Raw genomic sequence first — 17,802 nt, forward strand, 5'->3', positions numbered from 1 at the left:
AAATGAGAGATGTAGTTGTTAAAGCAAAAGCTAAAATGGGAAAAATTCCCGATAATGATCTTTACTTAAATCTTGCAAGCTATGGTGACTTTGATAAAAAAGTTGATATACTTTCAAAAGCTTATCCCGACATTGATTACAGTAGGGAGAAAGTAAATCTTGAATCTAATAACTTTAAGAGGATTTTTGCAGAGATTAAAAGTATAGATTATTTTCTAACAGGTCTTGAAAGTGACTTCTTTAACCTATATTTTTCTAAATATGAGATTTTGTTTTTACAAGAGATTATTGAGTCTCTTGTGAATGACAATTTTGCTGGGAACTATCTGACTTTCAAATCAAATCCTCTATCTGATAATTTTGTTATAGATAGCAAGATGGATTTGGAATCTTTTATAAAGTCTAATCAAAATAGCAGATATTATAGGACCCTGCTACCATTTTTAAATAAAAATATGCAGGCTGAAAACTTGATATTTCTAACAAGTAATGCTCTTATGAAATTTTATTACAGATCTTTGTTAAAATTATCTAAGAAATTAAAAGAGCATAAACTTGTTAGGAATTTTTTGGGTGAAGAGATAAATCTACTAAATTTTGAAATGCTTTATAGGCTCAAGAACTACTATGACCTTAACGATGGTGATATTTTCAATTATCTAATCGAAGGTGGCAATAGTTTTAATGGAGAGAGATTAAAAGAACTTTCTCTTTTATCAAAAGATGAGTTTTTAGAAAAGATGAGATCGGGCAAATATAGGAAAGTCTTTGCAAGTACTGATAATATTCATAAAGAAATTAGAAAATATGAGCTGAAACTTTACAAAAGTGAAATAACTAAAGAAGAATCAGACATATTATATGTAATTTCTGCGATGAATATTATTTTTATTAGTGAAGAAAATATAGAAGCCCTCATGGAATTAGATGATAGTTTCAATAAAGATGAACGTTTAGAATATTTAATAGTGAGGTAACAATGGCAGTTGAAAAAATGTATCTGGTAAATATGATATCTAACTTGGATAATTTGGATAACTTCCTAGAAGATGTTATTAAAATTGGTGAAATAGAACCAGTTGATGCCTTTAACCAAGTAACAAATAGGACATTTAACATACGTGCAAGCGCTGAGAATGTAGATATTACAGAAGATATCAATAAGCTATCAGGCTTTCAAAAAGACGATGATGGCTACAATGAGAAATTAGTTGAACTTAAAAATTCACTAAATCTAGCCGATAAAAAGGATGGTAATCTTGTAGATCCTCAAAGAGTTAACGAATTCTATGATAGGTTAAAGTCATTAATAAAAGAAAAAGAAGAGTTAGAAGAAAAATCTAGGCAACTAAACATTTACAAAGAAAATGTAGACAAATTAAGAGAATATAATATTGATATAGAGAAAATCCAAAATCTAAAATTTTTTGATTATAGATATGGTTCTGTATCTGAAGATGGCCGTTTCATATTAAAAAACAACTATGAAAATATTCCATCACTGATTATCCACTTAGATAATGATGTTGATAGGGCTAGTTTAAATGCTATAGAAGAAATCTATGCCCTAGATGAGACTACTAATAATCTAAATGATCAGACAGAAAAAGTTCTTGCAAATGAGAGATTAAATACAAGAAATGTATCTCTTTCTCTTGACCAAGAATACAACAAGAAGACAAAAGAAGAGTCAGAAAAAATCTATAATAAAATAATGGAAGATGCTAATAATAAAATCAATAGTATAAACGCTGACTACCAATCCAAAATAAACTTTATGGACAACATCTATAAAGAACACAAGGGTGAGGTTATTGATAAAATTGTCGATTCTCTAATTGAAGATAAAGATTTTGAGATGTAAAGTTTATGGCAAATAGATTTAATAAGCCTAGAATTAATGGTCAGGTATATGATGAGGAGAGTTATCTATTAGTCTATCCAAAGAAAGTTCAAGAGGATATATCAAGAACAATTAATTCATTGGGTTTTGTAGATAAGGAAATTTCATCAAAACAAGATGACTATGATATAGAAAATGAATTATGTGTTACGAAAAGGGACCTAGAAAATATAGATCACAAAATTGATGATTTAATAAACGCTTATAAAGATATAGTTAATAACATATCTTATAACATCAATTATCAAAACAAGGCCAAGAATTTTGAAGAGTCTATGGCCTATGGTGAAAAATATTTCTACTTCTCAGCCCAGGTTCCTGAAAAAAAGTTAAAGGAATTAGAAGATATGGCAGACAAATATCCTGATACTAGGATAAGTAATGATGATAATTCTGATTTTAAAGTAAATTCTGACAAAGATAATAAAAAACTTTCAGATGAAGAAGATTACTTATTAATTTATCCTAAAAAGGTAAGAAAGGATGTATCAAGGTCTGTAAATACTTTGGGTTTTGTTAATAAAGACCTGCCTAAAGATTTGCTGATCAAAGATATTGATGAAAAACAAAGTCAAACTAATAAAAGACTTGATGAAATAAATAGTCAGATAGAAGAAGTCAATAGAGATTATCAAGATATTTTGGGTAATATTTCCTATTCTATTGAGTATGAGAAAAAATCTGACGAATTGAAAAACAATATGGCTCATGGTGATTCGTATTTCTACTTATCCGGATGGGTACCAGAAAGCGAACTAAATAAGCTTGAAAGCTTAGAAGATAAGTATGATGATACCATTATCACAACAAAGGATGTGGATAGTGTAGACGAACAACCGCCTACTAAACTTAAAAACAATAAGTTTGTAAGACCTTTTGAATATATGGTCAATATGTACGGCGCTCCAAACTATGATGAGATTGACCCGACTCCATTTTTTGCAATAACATATATGTTATTATATGGGCTAATGTTTGGTGACCTTGGTCAAGGTTTAGTTTTCCTAGCACTTGGCTTTTGGTTATCAAAGAAAAATGAGACATTTGGAGCAATACTCAAAAGAATTGGTATATCAGCATCCATTTTTGGACTTATGTATGGATCGTTTTTTGGTAGAGAGGATTTGATTCCTGCCCTGCTTATAAAACCCTTTGATAACATCATGACAGTTCTAATAGCATCAGTTGTCTTTGGTGTAACTTTAATGGTGATTTCATATATAATTGGTATTTATAACAAAGTACATCTTCAAAATAATATTGAAGAAGGAATCTTTGGTAAAGAAGGTCTTGCAGGACTTATGATGATGTCATCATTTATCATAATAGTTCTTGCGATTGTAAATGTAGGTCCAGTTCCAAAAAATCTTGGTATAGTCTTACTTATACTTTCAATAGTTATGATGATATTTAAGCAACCTATAGCAAGAAAGATAGAAGGAAACAAGAGGCTATATGACCAAGCAAAGGGAGATTACTATCTTGAAGGTTCATTTTCTGTGATAGAAGCTTTGCTTTCAGTATTTTCAAATCTTGTATCATTTACAAGAGTTGGAGCCTTTGCAATAAATCACGTAGGTTTATATATGGCTTTTGAAGTTATGGCAAAACTTGCTGGTGGTGGCATCAAGGGATTTATAATATTAGTCGTAGGAAATATATTTATAATCGGCCTAGAAGGCATGATCGTTGGTATCCAAGGATTAAGACTAGAATTTTACGAAATGTTTAGCAAGTATTATGAAGGAAATGGTCATTTATTTAGGCCAATCAGTCAAAGAAAAATTAACTAGTAGAAAAGGAAAGATAAGGAAAAATTATGATAAAAAATATTGGATTTTTAGCACTAGCTGTAGTAGTAATTACAATTTACTCAGGTTTATATTTATTAAAAAATAATGAAGATGCCTCAAAAGATAAAATTAGAAAAGCACTTAAAATTAATTTGTTCACTTTTGTTCCAGTAATGGCAATGATAGTAGTATTACTATTGCCAGCAAACTCATCAGCGGCAGCTGACGCAGCAGGTACTGCAGCAAGTAGTGCTGATGGACTAAAATACATTGGTGCTGCACTATCAACAGGTCTAGCTACTATTGGTACAGGATTTGCAGTAGGTAATGTAGGTTCTGCAGCACTTGGAGCAATTTCTGAAGACCAATCTATCCTAGGTCGTACAATTATCTTCGTAGGTCTAGCAGAAGGTATCGCTATTTTTGGTGTTATCATCTCAATCATGATTCTTAACGCTTAAAATGAAAGCAAGAATATTATCTAACGACCCAAGTCTTATTGTAATGTTTAGGCTTGGGTCTATTGAAGGGATACAAACTTCTACTTATGAACAAGCCAAAGAAAAGTTTTATGATTCAATAAAAGAAGATGACCTTGCAGTCTTGATTCTTACAAAAACTGTTGAAAGCTGGCTTATAAAAGAAGTAAAAGAGCACAAAGAAAGTGAAAGTATTCCTTTGATTGTTGTAATAGATGGTTAATTGGAGGTAATATGCTCGATTTAAATGCCAAACTCTCAACCTTTAGAAAAATGGTTTGGGATGAGGAAAAAGCAAAAAGTGAAAAAGAATTATATAATTCTACTCATATAAATAGTTCACAAATTGATGAAAAGAAAGATAATCTAGAAAAAGATTTGAAAAAGACCTTAGAATCTAGAAAATCTTTTGCACAAATTCGTGGCAATGAAAAAATTTCAAAATTAGAAGAAGAGCAAAAAACTAATTTTTATTCTCATAAGGAGTATCTATTAAATGATATGGTTAGTGAGATTAAGAATAAGCTTAAAGAATATACAAAAACAGAAGATTACAAAAAAATCCTAAAAGAAAATATTGAAAAAGCACTAAAAGACCTAGATGAAGATTCTAGTGACTTTACAATACTTGTAAAGGAAGCTGACAAAGATATATTGTCTTATCCTAATCTTGGAACAATGGATGATAAATATATCGGAGGCTTTATCCTCAAGGCTAATGATGGTTCTTACCAATATAATAGGACATATTTGGCAAGAATAGAAGATAATAAGTATGGAATAGGAAGAACTTTGTACAAGCTGTTTGAAAGAGAGAGTTTTAATGAATCCAAAAATTAAAACAATAAATGGACCAGTAGTAGTAGCTAAAGATGCCAGCAGCCTTAAAATTCGTGAGATGGTATCTGTAGGAAGTTTAAAACTTATTGGTGAAGTAATTTCAGTTGAAGGTGATTTTGCAACAATAGAAGTATACGAAGATACTTCTGGTCTTAAAGCAGGAGAAGAAGTAATTTCAACAGGTAGACCCCTATCTGTAAGACTTGGTCCTGGTCTTTTGAAAAATATGTTTGATGGTATAGAAAGACCTCTTGAAAAAATTCAAGATAAAAATGGAGCTTTTATACCTTCAGGTATTGGTTTTGAAAACCTAGACGAAGATAAAGATTGGGAAGTTGAAATTAAAGTAGCTGTGGGTGATAAGCTTCATGTTGGAGATATCTATGCTACTATAATGGAAACAAAAACAATAGAACATAGGCTTATGAGTACTTTCGATGGTACAGTCAAAGAAGTAAAACCATCAGGAACATATAAGATTGAAGATACTGTAGTAATATTGGATACAAATGATGGCGAGAAGGAATTAAAACTATACCAGTACTGGCCAGTAAGAAATCCTAGACCAGTTAAAAAAGTTCGTCCATTAGAATTACTTTTAAATACTGGACAAAGAGTACTTGATGTATTCTTCCCAGTTGCCAAGGGTGGTACTGTAGCTATTCCTGGAGGATTTGGTACAGGAAAAACCATGCTCCAACACCAATTTGCCCAATATGCAGATGCTGATATTATTATCTACATTGGCTGCGGTGAACGTGGAAATGAGATGACCCAGGTACTTGAAGAATTCCCTGAGCTAATAGACCCAAATACAGGCTATGGTCTAATGGAACGTACAATTCTTATTGCAAACACTTCAAATATGCCAGTAGCAGCCCGTGAAGCTTCTATATATACAGGTATCACTATTGCAGAATACTTTAGGGATATGGGCTACCACGTTGCCCTTATGGCCGATTCCACATCTAGGTGGGCTGAGGCCCTTCGTGAAATATCTGGACGTCTAGAAGAAATTCCAGCAGAAGAAGGCTATCCGGCATATCTAGGAAGTCGTCTTTCACAATTTTATGAAAGAGCGGGTTACTTTACAAATCTAAATGGATCCGAAGGTTCAGTTACTTTAATAGGTGCAGTTTCTCCATCTGGTGGTGACTTCTCAGAACCAGTAACAGAAAATACTCGTAGGTCAGTAAACGTGTTTTTAGGTCTTGATAGAAAACTTGCCTATTCACGTCACTACCCAGCTATCAACTGGATGACATCTTACTCAAACTACCTAGATACAATGAGAGCCTACTATCAAGAGAACACAGGAATAGATATTATCTCTATAAGAAATGAGCTAATGAATGTTCTTTTGCAAGAAGATGAAGTAAGATCAATTCTTATGCTTGTAGGTCAAGATGCCCTATCTGATAGTCAAAAAAATACCCTTGATGTGGCAGAACTTATTAGAGTAGGATTCTTGCAACAAAATGCCTACAATGATACAGATAAGTACGTACCATTAGAAAAACAAATAAAAATGCTTGAAGTGATCAAGAATTATTACAATTACTCAAAAGATGCCATCAAAAAAGGTATCCAATACAAGAACTTGTACAATCCAGATTTGATCAATGATATCACACAGATGAAATATACAATCAAAAATGATGATTTAGACAAATTTGTAGACTTAAATAACAAAATTGAATCTCATTTTGTGAATTTAAAAGGAGGAATTAATGCGTAAGGAATATACCAAAGTAAAAAGAATTGAATCCTCCATCATAGAAATAGAAAAAGTTGCTGATATTGCCTATAACGCTGTTGTGTCAGTTCATGCTTTAGGTATGGACTTTGTAGGTCAAGTTGTAAAAATAGATGATGATACTATTTCAATAGAAGTTTTTGGCAATACCCAAGATTTCTCCCTAGATGATATAGTAATCAAGTTTGAAGAGAAACCATTAGCAATACCACTTAATGAAAATATCTTGGGAAGAACCTTCAATGGACTAGCACGTCCTATAGACAATGGTGGGGAAGTATACGCAGAAAAAACCTGCCCAGTAGAAGGTGAACCACTAAACCCAGTTGCTCGTGAGTATCCAAGAGATTTTATCCAAACAGGTATATCAGCAATCGATACCCTAACAACTCTAATCCGTGGACAAAAACTACCGATATTTTCAGGCTATGGTCTTTCACATAACCAAATAGCAGCGCAAATTGTAAGACAAGCAAAGCTAAAAACTGACGAAGACTTTGCCTTTGTATTTGCAGCAATGGGAATCAAAAAAGACGAAGCTATGTTTTTTGAAGATGCATTTAACAAGGCTGGTGTCCGTGATAAGGTGGTAATGTATCAAAACCTTGCAGATAGCCCAATAATGGAACGTCTTATAGCTCCAAAATGCGCCCTAACTGCCGCAGAATATTTAGCCTACGAAAAGGGCTACCATGTTTTGGTAATAATTACAGATATGACTTCATATTCTGAAGCATTGCGTGAGGTTTCATCAATTAGACAAGAAGTTCCTTCTCGTAAGGGTTACCCAGGCTACCTTTATTCAGACCTTGCAACCCTATACGAAAGAGCTGGTATGATTCGTGGAACAAAGGGATCTGTTACCCTTATTCCAATATTAACTATGCCAAATGACGATATAACTCACCCAGTACCTGACCTTACAGGATATATAACAGAGGGACAAATAGTAATTGATAGAGGACTATTTAATAAGGGGATCTATCCACCAATCAATGTTCTTCCATCCTTATCCCGTCTTATGAAAGATGGTATTGGAGAAGGATATACCAGGGCGGACCACGAAGACTTAATGAACCAAATTTATGAGTCATATTCTCACGTTGGAGAAGTAAGAAATATAGCTCAAATAGTTGGCGAAGATGACCTATCAGATATTGATAAGAAGTATTTGGAATTCGGGGATGAGTTTGAAAGAAGATTCCTATCCCAAGATCCGACCGAGAATAGAGAGCTTGATCAAAGCTTAGATTTAGGTTGGGAAATCCTAAATATATTGCCAAGAACTGAACTACACAGGGTGAGTCCTGAAAATTTGGATAAGTTTATAGGTAAGTAGTATGGAAATAAAATCAACAGCCCCTACCAAGGCCAATTTGATTGCAGCCAAAGACCAATTAAACTTATTAAACACAGGACTTGATATCCTAGATAAGTCTAGAAAAGCTCTAATAGGAGCCCATGACTCTAAGATTAAGCAAAGAGATGAGCTAAACACAGAAGTAAATGAAACAATAGAAAGAGTTAGCAAAAACTTTAAAAAAGCTATGGTTACTATGGGAGAGGCAAAGCTAAATGATATAGCAAGCCTACTTCCAGTTGATAATAGCATCAAGCTTAAGGAAAGTGAGTTTATGCAGACAAAGGTCTATGACATAGATTTTACGCCTCAAAAGCTAAGCTTATCATATTCATTTTATGAAACAAACGAGACATTTGACCAAGCTGTACTATCGTTTAATGAGCTTAAAAGCAAAATTTTAAAATTAGCAGAACTTGATACGACTATAAATAACCTTGATAGGCAAATCAAAAAAACAAGTAAAAAAGTAAATTCCCTAGAAAAAGTTCAAATACCAAAACTAGAGGATAGAATAAAAGAAATATCTTCTTTAATCGAAGAAAAAGAAAGAGAAGAGTTCTCAAAAACGAAGATGGTTAAAGATAGGAAATTAAAAGAAAACACCGAAGTTTAAAAACTTACGGTGTTTTAATTTGTCTTTTTTTAGAAATTGCAATTTTTGCTGGGTCAATTATCGAAATAACTTCTTCATCTAGGGCATCTGGGTCTCTCATAGTTTTTTGCATTGATGCTGATAAGGCAAGGCCGATTTCTGCCAAACATATCAATTGGAAGGTACCACCTGATGATAAGAAAGGTAGTGGAATACCAGTTACAGGCATAAGTCCAATAGTCATTCCAATATTTTCAAAAATGTGAATAAATAGCATGGCAGCTATTCCTGTTACTAGAATACTTATAAAAGTATTTTGAGAATTCTTTGCTATAGCCACTAATCTTAAGATAACAATAGCAAATAGAACAATAAGTATGATTGCACCTAGGAAGCCCATTTCTTCAGCAAGAACTGAAAAGATAAAGTCTGTTTCTTTTTCTGGTATATAACCGTATTGGGATTGGGTTCCTTTCATATATCCTCTTCCATTAAACATTCCAGATCCTATAGCTATCATTCCTTGCTGTTGTTGCCAGTTTGATCCTGATGTATCTCTAGTAGGGTTTAGGAAGTTTTCAATCCTATCAGCCCTATATCCAGAAAGATTTGTCAAGACTATAAAACCTGTTGTAAGACCAATAGCTGCAAAAATCAATATCCATTTCCAAGAAATACCAGCTACAAAAAGCATAGCAGCTATGAAAAAAATATATACCATTGCTGTACCAAAGTCAGGTTGTAGGAGTATCAAAGCAATAGGTAATCCTACAAAAGCTAAGGTTATCACTAATCTTTTTACTTCGTTGATAGATAGTTTATATTTATCAAGATAGGCTGCAAAGGAAAATATTAATAGTATTTTAACTATTTCAGATGGTTGGATAGAAAATGATCCAATATACACCCATGATTTAGCACCCCATTCATCAAGTCCTCTACCAAAAATCAAGGTAATAATTAGTAAAAAGATTGAAAGCCCATAGACTATCCATATAGATTTTTTAATAACATCTAAATCCATGGTACATATTAAGGCTATGGTCAAAAAACCAATTATAGTCGATACTAGTTGTGTCCTTATTGGTGCAAAATCTCCACCATAAGCAGAATACAATACAACCAAGCCATAGACACAAAGACCAATGGTTGCCAATAGTAATAGTATATCCAAATCTTTTAAATTCTTCTTTTTTAAATTAAACATTAAATCACTCCATATCTAAGTAAACATTATACCACGCTTATAAGTTTTTAGAAATATGCCATAAGATTAAAGAAAAGTATAATTATTATAAAGGTTAAGGTGATATTATTTTAGAGCAGCAAGAAATTAAAGAAGTTTTAGATATCCTAGATGAGCTTTATCCAGATACTTCTAATCAATTTTTAAATTTTACAACACCTTTTGAAGCTCTTATTGCTACAATGCTTTCAGCGCAAACTACCGATATTAGAGTTAATGCTGTAACAAGTGAGCTTTTTAAAGTTGCAAATAAGCCAGAAGATTTTTGTAAAATGGACATTAGAGAAATTGAAAATTGGATAAAAACAGTTGGGATATATAAAAATAAAGCAAAAAATATAAAGAAAACATGTGAAATACTAGTCAAAGAATACAATAGCAAAGTTCCAAATAAAAAAAGTGAACTTATAAAATTACCAGGTGTAGGAAACAAGACTGCCAATGTAGTTTTGGCCAATGCCTTTGATATACCAGCTTTTCCTGTAGATACTCATGTTTTTAGACTTTCAAATAGGATAGGAATGGCTGATGCCAACAATGTAGAGAAAACAGAGAAAGATCTAGAAAAAAATGTTCCAAGAGAAAAATGGAATATAACACACAAAAAGCTAATATTACATGGAAGAAAAGTATGCAAGGCTAGAAAACCTCTTTGTGAATCTTGTGATCTTAACAAACTTTGCTTGTATTATAGGAGTTTAAATGATTAAGTTATTTGCGATAGATATGGATGGCACCCTCTTAAATAGCCAGGGTAAACTTAGCCCAGATACAAAAGATGCCCTACAAAAGCTAAATGAGAGCGGAGTAAAGTCAGTGCTTTGTTCAGGAAGGGTGGCAACATCAATTGAGTATTTTAATGGGCTACTTCAGCTTGATAACCCAGTTATAGCCAACAATGGAGCTATAGTAAAGATAAATAAAGAAAAAGTATTATTTGCACATCCGCTAGAAGACCAACATTTAAAGGAGCTGATTGATTTTTGTACTGAGCATAAGTGCATATATCATTTCTACGATGAGGATACATTTTATTCAAACAGCTTAAACCAAAAAGGCATTAATCATCTTTTGATAGAAAATGATTATGGCATAAATGTCCAGTGCTATTTAAATATTTCTGATGATCCCTACCAAAGATTAAAAGAAAGAAACAAAGAAGCCTATAAAATCCTTGTAGGAAATCTCAAAGATCATCCTTATGGAGAAGAAAAAATTGTAGAGATTTTCAATGATAGATTTGGCAGAGATCTTTATATTACATCATCGGGTATGAGTAGTATCGAGATTATGGAAATTGGTGTAAATAAATGGACTGGAATCTTAGAGCTGGCAGACTTTTTGGGTATAAGTAAGGAAGAAATTGCTGCAATAGGCGATTCTCATAATGATATCCCAATGATAGAAGGAGCAGAACTTTCATTTGCTATGGGAAATGCTAACCAAGAATTGAAAGATTTTGCAAAATATACTGTATCTGACAACAATAATGCTGGGATTGCTGATGCAGTAGATAAGATACTTAAATATAATAAGGAAAACCCAAGTGTTTAATATAGTACTTTTAGCCCCGGAATATCCTGGCAATGTCGGAAATATTGGTAGAACTTGTGTCCTTACTAAATCGAAATTACACTTGGTAAGACCATTCAAATTTGACCTGTCTGATAAGTCCCTTAAAAAAGCAGGAATTGACTATTGGGATAGACTAGATTTGACCATACATGATTCTATAGAAGAATTTTTGGAATTTATTAAGGATAATAACTTCTACCTAGTGGAAACAGGAACAGATAAAGTTTATTCTGATGTAGACTTTAAAGACGGAAATTATCTAATATTTGGCAGAGAAAGAGAAGGTATTGATAAAGATTTATTAGACAAATATTATGAGAGAATAATTACTATACCTATGACAAAAGAGATTGATAGGTCTCTTAATCTAGCAAATTCGGTATCAATTGTCCTATATGAGGCACTTAGACAAAATAAATTTAATTTTTAGGAGATGATAGTATGTACGATGTAATAATATTGGGAGCAGGTCCAGCAGGACTTACAGCAGGACTATACGCTGGTAGATCAAAGCTTAAAACTTTAATAATAGAAAGGGCGATTCCAGGTGGTCAAATTGCAACAACTGCCTTTGTAGAAAATTACCCAGGTTCCATAGAAGAAGCTTCCGGAATGGGTCTTTCTGATAGGATGTATGAACAAGCAAAGGAATTTTGTGAATTTAAAACGGCAAATGTCACAAAGGTAGAACTTGAAGGTAAGGTTAAGAAAGTTTACACAGAAGATGGTGAGTCAATAGAAGCAAAGGTTATTATAATTTCTACAGGTGCAAGCCATAGGAAACTTGAAGTCAAGGGAGAAGACGAATTTGCTAATAGGGGAGTATCCTATTGTGCAACTTGTGATGGACCATTTTTTACAGGACTTGATATATTTGTAGTAGGTGGAGGAGATAGCGCCCTCGAAGAAGCCCTATACTTAACAAAATTTGCCAAATCTGTAAGTATTATCCATAGACGTGACGAATTTAGGGCAAGCCAAGTGGTTGTAGATAAAGTTAAAGAAAACGAAAAAATAAAACTTGTACTAGATTCTGTTGTAAGGGAAATCAAGGGTGAAAAGGATGCCACATCGATAATTGTTGAAAATGTAAAAACTAATGAAATTTCTGAACTAAAAAGTGAGGATAATGGTCCAATTGGGGTATTTATATTTGTAGGGTATATTCCACAAACAGATATATTCCAGGGTATTATCGACATGGATCATGGCTATATAAAAACCGATGACGATATGAAAACAGAAATCGAAGGTGTTTTTGCAGTCGGTGATACTAGAGTTAAGAGTGTAAGGCAGATGGTTACAGCAGCTGGTGATGGATGTATAGCAGCAGTAGTAGCAAATAGGTATTTGGAAGGTCAAGCTTGGTAATAGTTTATTTAGGAAAACTATTACCTAGTTATATGACCTTGACAAAATCATAACACATAGTTAAGTATTATTATAGATACAGAAAACTTATAGGAGGAATAATGACAACTAAAGTAGCAATTAATGGATTTGGTAGAATCGGACGTTTAACACTAAGAAGAATAGCAAAAGTAGAAGATGATATCGAAGTAGTAGCTATCAACGACCTTATTGACAAACACGGCCTTGCTTATGCTTTTAAATATGATACAGCACAAGGAAGATTTGACGGTGATTTTGAAGAAACAGAAGATGGTTTCAAAGTAAATGGTAAAGACATCAAAATCTTTGCTGAAAGAAACCCAGAAGACCTACCATGGGAAGAACTAGGAGTAGATGTTGTACTTGAATGTACAGGATTCTTCACAGAAAAGGAAAAAGCAGAAGCACACATTAAAGCAGGTGCTAAAAAAGTTCTAATTTCTGCTCCTGGTAAAGGTGACATGAAAACTATCGTTTACGGTGTAAACCATGAAATCCTTGATGGTTCAGAAACAGTAGTATCAGCAGCAAGCTGTACAACAAACTGCCTTGCACCAATGGTAAATGTACTAGCAAAAGAATTTGGATTTGTTACAGGACAAATGTCAACAATCCACGCATACACAGCAACACAAGCTATCCAAGATACACCAGCAACTAAAAAAGACCTTAGAGGTGGACGTGCAGCTGCACAAAACACAATCCCAGCTTCAACAGGTGCTGCTAAAGCAGTAGGTAAAGTACTACCAGAAGTTGAAGGTAAAATTGATGGTACAGCTCTAAGAGTTCCTACAATTACAGGATCTGTTACAGAACTTTACTCAATTCTTGAGAAAAAAGTTACTGTAGAAGAAGTTAATGAAGCAATGAAAAAATACTCATCTGATGCATTTGCTTATGAAACTGAAGATGTTGTATCTAGCGATATAATCGGCTACCCAGCAGGATCTGTTTTTGATTCACAACTTACAAAAGTTGTTGAAAATGGCGACACACAAATCGTTAAAACAGTAGCTTGGTATGATAACGAAGCAGGTTACGTATCTAACCTAGTAAGAACACTTGATTATTTAGCTAAACTTTAAGAGATAGTCTAGGGGCGGAGATATTTATCTCTTGCCCCTTTAATTTTGAGGTGAATTATGAACAAAAAAACTGTAAAAGATTTAGATGTTAAGGGAAAGAAGGTTCTAGTCAGAGTTGATTTCAATGTCCCTCTTTCAAAAGAGAACAGGGGCGAAATTGCTGATGATACAAGAATTAAGGCAGCTCTTCCTACAATCGATTACTTATTAGAAAATGATGCTAAAGTTATCTTGATGAGTCACTTGGGTAGACCAAAGGGAGAAGCAAATCCAGATTTTGCCCTAAAACCAGTTGCAGAGTGGTTAGAAAATCACTATGGTGCCAAATTCCACTTTTTACCAAGTCCTGAAGTAGTAGATGATAAGGTAAAAGAAGAAGTAGAAAACCTTAAAGAAGGTGAACTTGCTTTACTAGAAAATACAAGATATGTTGGTGGCGAAACTAAAAATGATGAAGAATTTTCAAAGAAATTAGCTTCACTTGCTGACCTTTATGTAAATGATGCCTTTGGTACAAGCCACAGAGCACACTCTTCAAACGTTGGTGTTGCAAGTATTCTTCCTTCAGCAGTAGGTTTCTTGATTGAAAAAGAAATAGATGTAATGGGCAAGGCTTTAGAAGACCCAGAAAAACCATTTGTATCAATCCTTGGTGGTGCAAAGGTATCTGATAAGATTGGTGTTATTGAAAATCTACTTACAAAAGTTGATACTATCCTAATCGGTGGTGGTATGGCTTATACTTTCCTAAAAGCACAAGGCAAGGAAATCGGCAAATCTCTTCTAGAAGAAGACAAAATGGATCTTTCTCTTAATCTACTAGAAAGAGCTAAAGAAAACGGAGTAGAAATCTTACTTCCAGTTGACGTAGTAATTGCAGATGAGATTGCTCCTGGAGTAGAAACTCAAATAGTTGACATAGATAGGATTCCTGCTGACAAAGAAGCTCTAGACATCGGACCAAAAACTGCAGAATTATTTGCTGAAAAAATCAAAGCAGCAAAAACAGTTGTTTGGAATGGACCAATGGGAGTATTTGAAATCAAAGAATTCTCAAATGGAACCAATGAAGTTGCAAAAGCTTTATCTGAAGCTGATGCTACAACAATAGTTGGTGGTGGAGACTCTGCTCTTGCTATTGAAATGGCTGGACTAAAAGATAAGATCACCCATGTTTCTACAGGTGGTGGAGCAAGCTTAGAGTTCCTAGAAGGAAAAGACCTTCCAGGTATTTCTGCAATCGAAGATAAGTAAGGAGATATTATGCGTAAACCAGTAATCGTTGGAAATTGGAAGATGAACAAAACTGTAACAGAAGCAAAAGAGCTACTAGAGGCAATAAAAAATGCTGACCTTGATAGCGAAGTAGAAGCAGGAGTTTGTGTACCAGCAATAGACTTATGTGCTGCATCTAAAATTCTAGATGGAACTGATATAAAATTTGGTGGCCAAAATATGTACTTTGAAGAATCAGGTGCATTTACAGGAGAAATATCTCCACTGATGCTAAAAGATATCAATGCTGATTACGTAATTTTAGGTCACTCTGAGCGCCGCGATATATTTGGAGAATGCGATGACCTTATAAATGAGAAAGTTCTATCTGCTTTTGACCACCAGCTAACACCAATTCTTTGCTGTGGCGAATCTCTAGAAGAAAGAGAAGCTAACAAACAAGAAGAAAAGGTAAAATCACAAATTGGAGCAAATCTTAAAGATGTAAGCGAAGATGATGTTAAGAAATTAATCATCGCTTATGAACCAATTTGGGCAATAGGTACAGGAAAAACAGCATCAGCTGATGATGCAGAAGCAATGTGTGCATTTATTAGAAATCTAATTGCAGAACTTTATTCTAAAGAAACAGCAGAGGCAGTTCGCATTCAATATGGTGGATCTGTAAAACCAGCAAATGTTAAAGAACTAATGGCAAAAGAAAATATTGACGGTGCCCTAGTAGGTGGAGCAAGCCTAAAAGCAGAAGATTTTGCTGCCCTAGTAAATCACAGAAAATAATTAATTAATAAAAGGAGAATATTTTAAATGAGCTTAATTACAAGTGTATATGCAAGACAAATCTTAGACTCAAGAGGAAACCCAACAGTAGAAGTTGAAGTAGAAACAGAACTTGGAGCTTTTGGTCGTGCTTCTGTACCAAGTGGTGCATCAACAGGTGAATGGGAAGCTGTTGAACTTCGTGATGGAGATGATAGCTACTATTTAGGCAAATCTGTTCAACAAGCAGTAGAAAATGTTAACGAAAAAATTGCTGATGAATTAGTATTTGTTTACGATGTAACAGATCAAGTTGGTATTGACCAAGCTATGATCGAACTTGATGGAACAAAGAATAAGGGTAATCTTGGAGCAAATGCTATCCTTGGTGTATCTCTTGCCGTAGCAAAAGCTGCAGCAGATGAATCTGGTCTCCCACTATATGCATATCTAGGTGGACCAAATGCAAAACTTCTTCCAACACCAATGATGAACATATTAAACGGTGGAGAACACGCAGATAACTCTGTAGATATTCAAGAGTTTATGATATTCCCACTAGGCGCTGATACATTCTCACATGCCCTACAAATGGGTACAGAAGTATTCCACAACCTCAAAAAAGTACTAAAAGATAAAGGTTACAATACAGCTGTAGGTGATGAAGGTGGATTCGCACCAAACCTAAAATCAAACGAAGAAGCTCTACAAATAATCGTTGAAGCTATAGAAAAAGCAGGATATGTTCCAGGAAAAGATGTATTTATAGCTATGGACTGCGCTTCAAGTGAGTTCTACAACAAAGAAGATGGAAAATACCACCTAGAAGGTGAAGGAACAGTTTACTCAGAAGATGAAATGATCGACTGGCTAGAAAGTCTAGTAGAAAAATATCCAATCGTATCTATCGAAGACGGGCTAGACGAAAACGACTGGGAAGGTTGGGCAAAACTTACAGAAAGACTTGGCAACAAAGTACAACTTGTAGGTGACGACCTATTTGTAACAAATACAGAAAAACTTGAAAAAGGTATCAAAGAAAATGTAGCAAACTCAATTCTAATCAAAGTAAACCAAATCGGTTCCCTTACAGAAACACTAAATGCAATTGAAATGGCAAAACAAGCTGGATACACTGCAGTAGTTTCTCACAGATCTGGTGAAACTGAAGACGTTACAATTGCTGATCTTGTAGTAGCTGTAAATGCTGGACAAATCAAAACAGGTGCACCTTCAAGAACAGATCGTGTTGCAAAATACAATCAACTATTAAGAATTGAAGATGAACTTTGGACAAATGCAGAATTTAAAGGTCTAAAAGCATTCTATAACCTAAAAGATAGATTCAATGACTAATAAAAATTAGAGAAGCGGGGGTGACCCCGTTTTTTCTTTATAAGAAAATATTTCGGGTATTATATTAATAACTTAGTCCATATAAATTGCGTAAGATGCCTAATAGTGGTATACTATGAAAAGATGAAATCGGAGGTGTCTTAATGGAAAACTTTTTAGCAGTTGTTTTGATGATTGCATCGCTAATAGTTATAGTAGCTGTAACAATGCAAGATCCAAAAACTGATGGTTTGGGAACACTAGCTGGCCAAGAAACTAACGTATTTGGTAGAAGTGCTCACAAAACAAAAAACGAAATGTTAGATAAAGTAGTTGTTGCTGGTGGAGTTTTACTTTTCCTAGCAAGTATAATATTTCTAATAGTAATGTAGGGGCTAAGGATAGGAAAGCTATCTAGCCTCTTTTTTTATAGTTATAAAAAGAAACG

19 protein-coding genes are annotated in these 17,802 nt (G+C 33.9%); 18 read left to right on the plus strand and 1 reads right to left on the minus strand.

The window, feature by feature from the left end; all coding sequences use genetic code 11:
• Positions 1-2: 2 nt before the first annotated feature.
• From BQ7474_RS03410 to BQ7474_RS03450, 9 genes are read left to right on the plus strand one after another with little or no spacing between them, the layout of a single operon-like run.
• Entirely contained in the window at positions 3-977 is a 975-nt protein-coding gene (locus tag BQ7474_RS03410) for a V0D/AC39 family V-type ATPase subunit (RefSeq protein WP_073997613.1), read from the plus strand.
• 2 nt (positions 978-979) lie between these two features.
• Positions 980-1,864, plus strand: coding sequence for a V-type ATP synthase subunit I domain-containing protein (locus BQ7474_RS03415; RefSeq protein ID WP_073997614.1), 885 nt, complete (start codon positions 980-982; stop codon positions 1,862-1,864).
• Between the two features lie 5 nt (positions 1,865-1,869).
• Positions 1,870-3,696 (plus strand): V-type ATP synthase subunit I, encoded by a 1,827-nt coding sequence (locus tag BQ7474_RS03420; RefSeq protein ID WP_235821467.1) that lies wholly within the window; start codon positions 1,870-1,872, stop codon positions 3,694-3,696.
• Between the two features lie 26 nt (positions 3,697-3,722).
• On the plus strand, positions 3,723-4,157 hold the full coding sequence (locus BQ7474_RS03425) for an ATP synthase subunit C (protein WP_073997615.1): 435 nt from the start codon (positions 3,723-3,725) through the stop codon (positions 4,155-4,157).
• 1 nt (position 4,158) lies between these two features.
• Positions 4,159-4,398, plus strand: a complete 240-nt coding sequence (locus BQ7474_RS03430; RefSeq protein WP_073997616.1) for a V-type ATP synthase subunit F — start codon at positions 4,159-4,161, stop codon at positions 4,396-4,398.
• An 11-nt stretch (positions 4,399-4,409) separates the two neighbouring features.
• A complete protein-coding gene (locus BQ7474_RS03435) occupies positions 4,410-5,015 on the plus strand; it encodes a V-type ATP synthase subunit E (RefSeq protein ID WP_073997617.1) in 606 nt (201 codons plus the stop codon).
• Positions 4,999-6,753, plus strand: coding sequence for a V-type ATP synthase subunit A (locus BQ7474_RS03440; RefSeq protein WP_073997618.1), 1,755 nt, complete (start codon positions 4,999-5,001; stop codon positions 6,751-6,753). The genes BQ7474_RS03435 and BQ7474_RS03440 overlap by 17 nt, the downstream gene beginning before the upstream one ends.
• Positions 6,746-8,110, plus strand: coding sequence for a V-type ATP synthase subunit B (locus tag BQ7474_RS03445; RefSeq protein WP_073997619.1), 1,365 nt, complete (start codon positions 6,746-6,748; stop codon positions 8,108-8,110). The genes BQ7474_RS03440 and BQ7474_RS03445 overlap by 8 nt, the downstream gene beginning before the upstream one ends.
• A gap of 1 nt (position 8,111) precedes the next feature.
• A complete protein-coding gene (locus tag BQ7474_RS03450; RefSeq protein ID WP_073997620.1) occupies positions 8,112-8,747 on the plus strand; it encodes a V-type ATP synthase subunit D in 636 nt (211 codons plus the stop codon).
• Between the two features lie 4 nt (positions 8,748-8,751).
• Here the strand turns inward: BQ7474_RS03450 and rodA are convergent, their stop codons facing one another.
• Positions 8,752-9,933, minus strand: a complete 1,182-nt coding sequence (gene rodA / locus BQ7474_RS03455; RefSeq protein ID WP_073997621.1) for a rod shape-determining protein RodA — start codon at positions 9,931-9,933, stop codon at positions 8,752-8,754.
• A gap of 104 nt (positions 9,934-10,037) precedes the next feature.
• Here rodA and nth point away from each other — a divergent pair, with 104 nt between their 5' ends.
• From nth to secG, 9 genes are all read left to right on the plus strand, one after another.
• Positions 10,038-10,682, plus strand: a complete 645-nt coding sequence (gene nth / locus BQ7474_RS03460) for an endonuclease III (RefSeq protein WP_073997622.1) — start codon at positions 10,038-10,040, stop codon at positions 10,680-10,682.
• The gene (locus BQ7474_RS03465) at positions 10,675-11,526 is read left to right on the plus strand and encodes a Cof-type HAD-IIB family hydrolase (RefSeq protein ID WP_073997623.1); all 852 of its coding nucleotides are present in this window, start codon (positions 10,675-10,677) and stop codon (positions 11,524-11,526) included. The genes nth and BQ7474_RS03465 overlap by 8 nt, the downstream gene beginning before the upstream one ends.
• Entirely contained in the window at positions 11,519-11,977 is a 459-nt protein-coding gene (locus BQ7474_RS03470; protein ID WP_073997624.1) for a tRNA (cytidine(34)-2'-O)-methyltransferase, read from the plus strand. Before BQ7474_RS03465 ends, BQ7474_RS03470 begins: the two co-directional genes overlap by 8 nt.
• An 11-nt stretch (positions 11,978-11,988) precedes the next feature.
• Positions 11,989-12,918, plus strand: a complete 930-nt coding sequence (gene trxB / locus BQ7474_RS03475) for a thioredoxin-disulfide reductase (RefSeq protein WP_073997625.1) — start codon at positions 11,989-11,991, stop codon at positions 12,916-12,918.
• A gap of 101 nt (positions 12,919-13,019) precedes the next feature.
• On the plus strand, positions 13,020-14,024 hold the full coding sequence (gene gap, locus BQ7474_RS03480) for a type I glyceraldehyde-3-phosphate dehydrogenase (RefSeq protein WP_073997626.1): 1,005 nt from the start codon (positions 13,020-13,022) through the stop codon (positions 14,022-14,024).
• A gap of 57 nt (positions 14,025-14,081) precedes the next feature.
• A complete protein-coding gene (locus BQ7474_RS03485) occupies positions 14,082-15,278 on the plus strand; it encodes a phosphoglycerate kinase (protein WP_073997627.1) in 1,197 nt (398 codons plus the stop codon).
• Between the two features lie 9 nt (positions 15,279-15,287).
• Complete coding sequence (tpiA, locus tag BQ7474_RS03490; protein WP_073997628.1) at positions 15,288-16,040, plus strand: triose-phosphate isomerase; 753 nt, start codon at positions 15,288-15,290, stop codon at positions 16,038-16,040.
• 27 nt (positions 16,041-16,067) lie between these two features.
• Complete coding sequence (eno, locus tag BQ7474_RS03495) at positions 16,068-17,375, plus strand: phosphopyruvate hydratase (protein ID WP_073997629.1); 1,308 nt, start codon at positions 16,068-16,070, stop codon at positions 17,373-17,375.
• A 143-nt stretch (positions 17,376-17,518) separates the two neighbouring features.
• Positions 17,519-17,746, plus strand: coding sequence for a preprotein translocase subunit SecG (gene secG / locus BQ7474_RS03500; RefSeq protein ID WP_044566061.1), 228 nt, complete (start codon positions 17,519-17,521; stop codon positions 17,744-17,746).
• Positions 17,747-17,802 lie beyond the last annotated feature (56 nt).

The sequence above is a fragment of the Anaerococcus urinomassiliensis genome (assembly GCF_900128425.1).
Classification (GTDB): domain Bacteria; phylum Bacillota; class Clostridia; order Tissierellales; family Peptoniphilaceae; genus Anaerococcus; species Anaerococcus urinomassiliensis.

Coding starts and splice junctions, on each gene's coding strand:
- BQ7474_RS03410 (WP_073997613.1), top strand. CDS start 3: ATGAGAGATGTAGTTGTTAAAGCAAAAGCTAAAATGGGAAAAATTCCC.
- BQ7474_RS03415 (WP_073997614.1), top strand. CDS start 980: ATGGCAGTTGAAAAAATGTATCTGGTAAATATGATATCTAACTTGGAT.
- BQ7474_RS03420 (WP_235821467.1), top strand. CDS start 1,870: ATGGCAAATAGATTTAATAAGCCTAGAATTAATGGTCAGGTATATGAT.
- BQ7474_RS03425 (WP_073997615.1), top strand. CDS start 3,723: ATGATAAAAAATATTGGATTTTTAGCACTAGCTGTAGTAGTAATTACA.
- BQ7474_RS03430 (WP_073997616.1), top strand. CDS start 4,159: ATGAAAGCAAGAATATTATCTAACGACCCAAGTCTTATTGTAATGTTT.
- BQ7474_RS03435 (WP_073997617.1), top strand. CDS start 4,410: ATGCTCGATTTAAATGCCAAACTCTCAACCTTTAGAAAAATGGTTTGG.
- BQ7474_RS03440 (WP_073997618.1), top strand. CDS start 4,999: ATGAATCCAAAAATTAAAACAATAAATGGACCAGTAGTAGTAGCTAAA.
- BQ7474_RS03445 (WP_073997619.1), top strand. CDS start 6,746: ATGCGTAAGGAATATACCAAAGTAAAAAGAATTGAATCCTCCATCATA.
- BQ7474_RS03450 (WP_073997620.1), top strand. CDS start 8,112: ATGGAAATAAAATCAACAGCCCCTACCAAGGCCAATTTGATTGCAGCC.
- rodA (WP_073997621.1), bottom strand. CDS start 9,933: ATGTTTAATTTAAAAAAGAAGAATTTAAAAGATTTGGATATACTATTA.
- BQ7474_RS03465 (WP_073997623.1), top strand. CDS start 10,675: ATGATTAAGTTATTTGCGATAGATATGGATGGCACCCTCTTAAATAGC.
- trxB (WP_073997625.1), top strand. CDS start 11,989: ATGTACGATGTAATAATATTGGGAGCAGGTCCAGCAGGACTTACAGCA.
- gap (WP_073997626.1), top strand. CDS start 13,020: ATGACAACTAAAGTAGCAATTAATGGATTTGGTAGAATCGGACGTTTA.
- BQ7474_RS03485 (WP_073997627.1), top strand. CDS start 14,082: ATGAACAAAAAAACTGTAAAAGATTTAGATGTTAAGGGAAAGAAGGTT.
- tpiA (WP_073997628.1), top strand. CDS start 15,288: ATGCGTAAACCAGTAATCGTTGGAAATTGGAAGATGAACAAAACTGTA.
- eno (WP_073997629.1), top strand. CDS start 16,068: ATGAGCTTAATTACAAGTGTATATGCAAGACAAATCTTAGACTCAAGA.
- secG (WP_044566061.1), top strand. CDS start 17,519: ATGGAAAACTTTTTAGCAGTTGTTTTGATGATTGCATCGCTAATAGTT.